The organism is Eubacterium sp. MSJ-13 (assembly GCF_018918235.1).
Classification (GTDB): domain Bacteria; phylum Bacillota; class Clostridia; order Lachnospirales; family Lachnospiraceae; genus Butyribacter.
Genome location: NZ_JAHLQE010000100.1, coordinates 26,797 through 34,001, shown reverse-complemented (window position 1 = coordinate 34,001; position 7,205 = coordinate 26,797). Strand labels below are relative to the sequence as shown.

Annotated in this window: 7 protein-coding genes; 6 read left to right on the top strand and 1 reads right to left on the bottom strand. The window is 33.2% G+C overall.

Going from position 1 to position 7,205, the window contains the following annotated elements; genetic code table 11:
* The 4 genes from KQI69_RS10455 to KQI69_RS06415 all read left to right on the top strand — a co-directional run.
* Positions 1–1,303: transposase (locus KQI69_RS10455; protein WP_253289033.1), on the top strand; the 1,303-nt coding region annotated here is incomplete at its 5' end.
* Positions 1,304–1,473: 170 nt separating this feature from the next.
* Positions 1,474–2,190: a hypothetical protein gene (locus KQI69_RS06425; protein WP_216564519.1), complete on the top strand. Its 717-nt coding sequence runs from the start codon at positions 1,474–1,476 to the stop codon at positions 2,188–2,190.
* Between the two features lie 17 nt (positions 2,191–2,207).
* Entirely contained in the window at positions 2,208–2,528 is a 321-nt protein-coding gene (locus KQI69_RS06420; RefSeq protein ID WP_253289032.1) for a PadR family transcriptional regulator, read from the top strand.
* A gap of 418 nt (positions 2,529–2,946) precedes the next feature.
* Complete coding sequence (locus KQI69_RS06415; protein ID WP_216564518.1) at positions 2,947–3,957, top strand: hypothetical protein; 1,011 nt, start codon at positions 2,947–2,949, stop codon at positions 3,955–3,957.
* Positions 3,958–4,077: 120 nt separating this feature from the next.
* Here the strand turns inward: KQI69_RS06415 and KQI69_RS06410 are convergent, their stop codons facing one another.
* Positions 4,078–5,664 carry an AAA family ATPase gene (locus tag KQI69_RS06410; RefSeq protein WP_216564517.1) on the bottom strand — a complete coding sequence of 529 codons (1,587 nt, stop codon included), beginning with the start codon at positions 5,662–5,664 and terminating at the stop codon, positions 4,078–4,080.
* Between the two features lie 315 nt (positions 5,665–5,979).
* On the opposite strand from KQI69_RS06410, the gene KQI69_RS06405 reads away from it, so the two are divergent.
* A complete protein-coding gene (locus KQI69_RS06405) occupies positions 5,980–6,132 on the top strand; it encodes a hypothetical protein (protein ID WP_216564516.1) in 153 nt (50 codons plus the stop codon).
* Between the two features lie 74 nt (positions 6,133–6,206).
* Complete coding sequence (locus KQI69_RS06400; protein WP_216564515.1) at positions 6,207–6,923, top strand: peptidylprolyl isomerase; 717 nt, start codon at positions 6,207–6,209, stop codon at positions 6,921–6,923.
* Positions 6,924–7,205: the final 282 nt, after the last annotated feature.

Sequence of the window (7,205 nt, the reverse complement as noted above, 5' to 3'; positions counted from 1 at the left end):
AGTTAAGATTAAGCATTATAATCATATTTTTAAAAATACTGTATCTATATATCGTCATGCTGTAGACTTCCTTATAGATGTTTGTCTTAATGAATGGAATGATATATCTGATATTCAAGGCAATCTTGTGCAACAACAATATGTGGAACGCCTTTGTCATAAAACAGCTCGTAATCAAGAGCCTAAATATGATAATTTCGATAAAAAGTTTTATAAATTTCCAAGTTATTTAAGGCGAGGGGCTATAAATGAAGCCATTGGTAAAGTATCATCATATAAAAATAATTTTGCTAATTGGGAAACAAATCCTAGAGGCAGACAGCCTTCTTTACCAAAAGCTGGATTTATTTATCCATGTATGTATAGAACCGTTATGTACGAACAGACAGATGTATATGAAGCAAGACTTAAAGTTTTTATTCGTAATACATGGGATTGGATAACTGTAAAACTTCGCAGATCAGATATAGATTACATCAACAGAAGATGTGCGTCATATAAAAAGTGTGTACCAACACTTCAAAAACGAGGTAAGGAATGGTTTTTAGATTTTCAATTTGAAGAAAAAGTCTCCTTGAATAATACAAATATTTATGAACAGACCATTGTTGCTGTAGATTTAGGAATCAACTCTGCCGCTGCGGTTAGTGTAATGCGTAGTAATGGCACTATTCTTGGAAGGCATTTCTGTAAACTTCCTAAAGAAATAGACCATTTAACACATAGCCTGAATCGTGTGAAAAAAGCTCAACAGCATGGCAATCATAAAACACCGAGACTTTGGGCTAAAGTAAAAGGAATCAACCATGACATTGCTGTAAAAACAGCAAGTTATATTATAGATATAGCTGTTTTTTATAATGCTGATGTAATTGTTTTTGAGCATTTAGATAAAAAAGGCAAGATACATGGTTCTAAAAAACAAAAAATTAAAATGTGGCGAAGTCAGGAAGTTCAGTCTATTGTCACAAATAAAGCTCATAGACTTGGTATGAGGATAAGCCGTATTTGTGCATGGGGCACAAGTAAATATGCTTATGACGGAAGTGGAACTATACTTCGTGGCAGATATGGTGGATTTAGTACCTATGAGTTATGTAAATTTTCAAATGGTAAAACATACAACTGTGATTTATCTGCATTTTATAACATTGGAGCAAGATACTTCCTAAGAGAAATCTTAAAATCCTTGGACGCAAGTTCAAGGTTGGTCATTGAGGCAAAAGTTCCTCAGTGTACTAAGAGAAGCACCTGCACATTTTCTACTTTAGTTAGCTTAAATGCGGTACTTGCATCTGCATAGATGCAAGAGGCTGAGTTTTAGCTGTATGGTAGAAATGTAGTCCGTTCGCCTAAAACGAGCAAGTGTCGAATGACACTTATTGGAAGCACGCGACTTTAGTCGTGTGAGGCTTCACTGGTACTAAAAATGCAATGTTTTGGGACTTTAACTCACGAGATATTACTGAGACTTTGAAGGATTTAAAACATAATTTTCAAGATGCATATAAAAACGGTATTTCTGATAAGGAAATTATTAATGAATATGGCTCTCCCAAAAGTGTTGCTAATTCTCTAAGAGCTGAGCTTTCAGGACAAAAAAAGAAAAATAACATTTATCGTGGTAAGATGACTTTGCTTATATTATGCATTGCAGCGATGCTTGTTTCCTTAATTACTTTGCCGATAAGAATATCATCATGTACAATAGTTCTTATTGCTGCTGTTTTTATATGGTTTTTTTCAGGAAGCAATCTTATGATCGGTATTTGTGATAATTCAAAGTCAGATAAAATAGTATTTACGATTATGCAGACAGGTATTTTACTATTTGTTGGATTCATACATATTGCTTTATTTGACATTATACCAACACTTGTAGAAACATCACAAACCGCATTTTTTAGATATTATTTTAAGCCAATTACCCATTTTCTTATTATAGTATTGTTTATTTTTACATTATATTCACTTTTTAAAATAATGGGTGGGAATATAGCGATGTTCTTTGTTACAATGCAGAATATTTCACTTATAGGTGCTCTTTTTGCTTATATAGATTATCTTCAAAATTGTGACATATTGTATTATGCTACAAGACATTACATTTTTACTGCATATTTTGTGTGTCTGTTTACAATGATTCCTTTTATAATATATACTTATATTAAGTCCAAAAATAATTATTAAAAATGGAGTAATAATATATGAGTACAAAAATCAATGCGCAGATTAAAAAAGGTGTCCTCGAAATGTGTCTGCTTCACAAGTTGTCGCAACAGGATTATTACGGTTACAATCTTATGCATGAAATGAATGTTTTGTTTCCTGAAGTAAACAGTAGTACATTTTATGCAATATTACGGCGGTTAAAAAATGATGGCTCTGCGGATGTTTATTATGGAAATGAATCGGGCGGTCCTACAAGAAAGTATTACAGGATTACAGAAAGTGGCAAAGAAACGCTCGAAGCCTATATTAAGGAATGGGAACAGCTCAAGGCTGTTGTTTCGGAGCTTGGGATTTAAAGTGGTATATTTAAATAGGGCTGTCGTACGAAGTATTATTTATATAATATGTAGATAAAAATTTATTATTAATAGCTGCATATTGTATAGATTATGCTTAGTGCGGCAGCTCTATTTTATTTGAAAGTAATTCAATTATTCGTCAAGCAATACTTCCTTACTCCTTCAGTCAATTACCGCTTATCGCAAAAATCGACCGTTCGTCGCATTGTGATGGAATATTGTGGATATGTCTGTTAAATAAATTTCATAAAACAAGCAATTGTTCTAAAAACACAGTTGCCTGTAATTTTCATTAAAGGTAGTTGCATCAAAATAAATATAATCATCGTTATATGTGTAGGGCAAAGTACCTTTTGAACTAGACATTATAAAAATAACATTTGGTAAAAAGTTAAGAAGATAGGAGGAATACGGGATGATTATAAAAAAATTTAAAAATTATTTCATTGCAGCTATCATGGCATTCATATTTGGTATATGGATAACGCCATTTGCGGCAGATTATTTTGGAGACTGTGATGCATTAAAATTTATGGAGTGTGAGGTGAAAGCGGCAGATATAAGTGAATGGGAAAAAGAATGGATTGATTTGCAAAAACAGATGGCAGACGAGGCATCCGCTGTGTTGAAAAAAGAGATTACATTTAATGACGAGGATGTAAGTGAGGAAGAAAAATCCACAACGATTAAGTCATACGACATAAACAATGCAGTTCCAATGTGGACATTATCGTCTGACATGACAATGATTTCTGATTATCATAAGAATAATGACAGTCTGTCAGGTCTGATTAAGTGGAGTGACGGATGGTATATACCAGCAAAAACTATGACGGGTGGGAATGCATCGATTTTGCTGCAAAGAGAAAAAGACGGTTATCATGTTTATGGGCAGTATTTTGGCAACGATGACAATTACATTGCTAATACGACAGATGAGATAAAAAATAAGATCAAAAAAGAATTATCAGGCGTGAAGATAACCGAGGTTAGGAATGTTTCGATACCATTTTACGAGGTAAATCTTGTATATGTAAGACAGGAAGATAGAGAAGAGAAAATTATACCATATCAGGCAGAAAGTGCAACAACATTAAATGACATTGGTGAGGAAGAAGGAAAACTTTATACAGTTTCAGAGTTTATGTCGGATATGGAAAATGAATATGATGAGTATAGTGAGAAGGAATTGGAACAGATAGTAAAAGAAAATAAAGTTAAACAGAACTTAGGAGGAGGTTTGCTGCCTAAAAAGAAGAAAGTTGAAGAGAAGGATAAATCAAGTAATTACTTTTTAGGTCATGTTACAATAATTGTTATTTCGATGATTTTGGCTGCGGGATTATTTTTTGCAATGAAATTTATAATAAGGAAAGAAAAATATGAAGGTTTGAGAGATGGTAAAAAATTAAAACATAAATATTAGTAAGTATTTTGCAACAATCATATTGCAATAATTTCTGTTAAGATACATGTAGATTTGGGCGGATAAAACAGGCTGGGGATTTATTACTCATAAATCCCCGGTAAAAAATGTTAAGATTAATTATTTATTCAACTTTTCAACAATACAGCTATGCTCTTTAGTTTTCTTGTCATAGGTTATGCCAACAAGAAGTATTTTTCCAGTATATTGTTCAATGGCAGCCGGATATTTTTTATCTTTTATCTGATTTAAAGCTGTTTGAGCGTTTTTATTCCATTTTAATTCGATTAAAAGTGCCGGATAATCATTTATATATTCAGGTTTGGGAATATATACAAAGTCTGCAAATCCGCGTCCTGTAGGAAGTTCACGAACAGGTTTAAAGTAATATTTCAAAGTGCATAGATATCCTATTGTAATGACACTGCTCAATGAGTTTTCGTTGTTATATTGTATTGCAGATGCATAATCTGTATGAATTTTTTCTATTATTTGTGCAACTGCCTTATTATCCATATCAAGCGTGGCATCAAGCAGCAGTTCTGACTGTTGGTTAAAAGCAGCAAGTTCATTCCATTTTTTTCGCTTTGTAATATTTATAAATTCCTGTCGTATTTCTTCATTAGGAATAAATGCATTCTGGTTGTCTGAATTATAACCAAGATAACCCAGATGGATAAGGTATGTGAGTACATCATCTTTATCAGAAAAACTGACTGTATCATTTTGGAAAGAACTTGTATCAACAGTAACAAAATTTCCTGATAACATTTCTATTATTGAAGATTTTAGACCATCAAAATCCATATTTATCAGTGGAATAATGGATTTATATGTACCGGTCTGTGACCAGTAACTCCTGAAGTTTCCTCTTGTTATAACATTGACTACAGCTTTGGGATTATATATTTCATAATTACCTAGAAGGTAGCCGTCATACCATTGTTTTATCTTATTAAAATCAGTTTTGTATAATTTGCAGAGTTCGTGTACTTCCTGTTCAGTAAAGCCAATATATTGAGAGAGCATACCTGAGTCAAGCATTGTAAATTCATCAAAATTATTAAGTGCTGACTGTGTCTGGATTTTTTTGATTGGGAGGATACCGGTCAGAAATGCCAGTGCAACAAAACTTGTCGGAATATTTCCCTTAAACATACCCCTTAAAAAATTTATATATTCAGTCTGAACTTTTTTATTTGAGGCTTCGTCCCTGATAAGAACATCCCATTCATCTATTATTATTATGAATTTATTGCCTGTTGCAGAATATATCTGTGACAATGCTCCATAAATATTTCGGGTGTTTTTTAGTGCAACATCTGGATAAGATTCCTGCAATTCATCTATCACATGTGAATTTATATAGTCGATGGTGGCTTCGGGGGAACCGGCATCCATCATGCACCATTGAATATCGAGATGTATGGTATCATATTTGTTAAGATGTTTTTTGAAATCCGGTTTACTGCTAATATCAAGTCCTGAAAATATTTCACCAGAAACTGCACCTTTGCTATAGTATGCGGAGAGCATATTTGCTGTTATGGATTTACCGAAACGGCGTGGGCGGCTGTTACAGATGAAAGCATTATCAGTATTTATGACTGAATTTGTATATTCCAGCAGCCCTGTTTTATCTATATATATTTTTGAATTTAATGTTGTCTGAAATGCAGTATTATCCGGATTTACAAATAAGCCCATGACAAATCCTCCGTTTAGTTTCAATTGTTTTTTTTACATTATTAACAGTTCATTGCTAATTATATCACAAACAGGTTTCTACTGTAAATTATTAAAAAATATAGTTCTTACAAAAATCTTACAATATATTAAAAATGTTGCAAAAGTATTAAACACATGATATAATGAACCTCGTCAGGTTCATATGTGTGCATGAAATATGCATATATTTATGACAATGCTAATGTGAATACAGGTATTAAATTTGGCATGATAGTTACTTGTGTCACGTATACTAACGTATAAAGGGAAAGTTGAGTGGGAGGTACATATTTTATGGAAAAAACAATGTTACGCAGAGTTATGGTTGGTCTTACGATTCTTGTTATTGCTCTTGGTGTCGCAAATGTTGTCAGAACAAATATTTCAACATCAAATGGAAACAGTTCATTTAAAAGCAGTGTGACAGCGGCTGAGATTTCAGAATAAGTTTTATTTTTGAAAAGACTGGTGTGGTCATATGACTGCATTTATATCATAATAATATGCAGGAAAGAGGAAAAATGAAGCGATATTTCAGGCTTATAGCAGTTATGGCACTTGTATTATGTGTGCTTGCAGGTTGTGGTTCTAAGAAGAATGATACATCTTCAGACAATGCAGTTTCATCATCACAGAATACAGACACACAGCAGGAGGAAACGACTGCTCCGGAAAGTACAGATGATTCTGGACAAGATTCAGGGGCAAGTGATGTGGCATCAGATGGGACAGAGCAGCTTTCGGGTAAACATCATGTAGTTATAAAAGTTAAGGATTATGGAAATATTAAGGTGGAGCTTGATGCAGATACAGCACCTATATCTGTTACAAACTTTGTAAATCTTGCAAAGCAGGGCTTTTATGACGGACTTACATTTCATCGTATCATAGATGGATTTATGATTCAGGGCGGCGATCCTAATGGTGATGGAACAGGCGGTTCAGATGAAACGATAAAAGGTGAGTTTAGTGAAAATGGTGTTGAGAATAATATTTCACATGTCAGGGGAACTATTTCAATGGCACGCTCATCAGAGAATGACAGTGCAAGTTCACAGTTCTTTATCGTTCAGTCAGACAGTACATATCTTGACGGACAGTACGCGGGATTTGGAACAGTTACGAGTGGAATGGATATTGTAGATAAGATTTGTGAAGATACTCCGGTCACAGATACAAATGGTACGGTTGAGAAGGAAAATCAGCCTGTTATCGAAACAATAAAAGTTGTAGATTAATACTATCAAGCAAGTAGCAGAGAGGACCTTGAATATCCGCTTGACTAATTGCTTAAAAAATAGAAATCCTTTCAATACATAGTGGTGAAAATGTATTGAAAGGATTTTTTCTTATTTAAAAGATTTAAAAATGTTTTACTTTTGCAGATTGTATGTAAGATAGACAATAGAAAACGCTATGCTATACAGTATAGGAGAACGTAAAAAAATATATATTCAAAGATAAATAGTGTATTTTTTCATGAAATTTGGGGTAAAAATATGCGTTAAATTATGGTATAA

Coding starts and splice junctions, on each gene's coding strand:
- KQI69_RS06400 (WP_216564515.1), top strand. CDS start 6,207: ATGAAGCGATATTTCAGGCTTATAGCAGTTATGGCACTTGTATTATGT.
- KQI69_RS06405 (WP_216564516.1), top strand. CDS start 5,980: ATGGAAAAAACAATGTTACGCAGAGTTATGGTTGGTCTTACGATTCTT.
- KQI69_RS06410 (WP_216564517.1), bottom strand. CDS start 5,664: ATGGGCTTATTTGTAAATCCGGATAATACTGCATTTCAGACAACATTA.
- KQI69_RS06415 (WP_216564518.1), top strand. CDS start 2,947: ATGATTATAAAAAAATTTAAAAATTATTTCATTGCAGCTATCATGGCA.
- KQI69_RS06420 (WP_253289032.1), top strand. CDS start 2,208: ATGAGTACAAAAATCAATGCGCAGATTAAAAAAGGTGTCCTCGAAATG.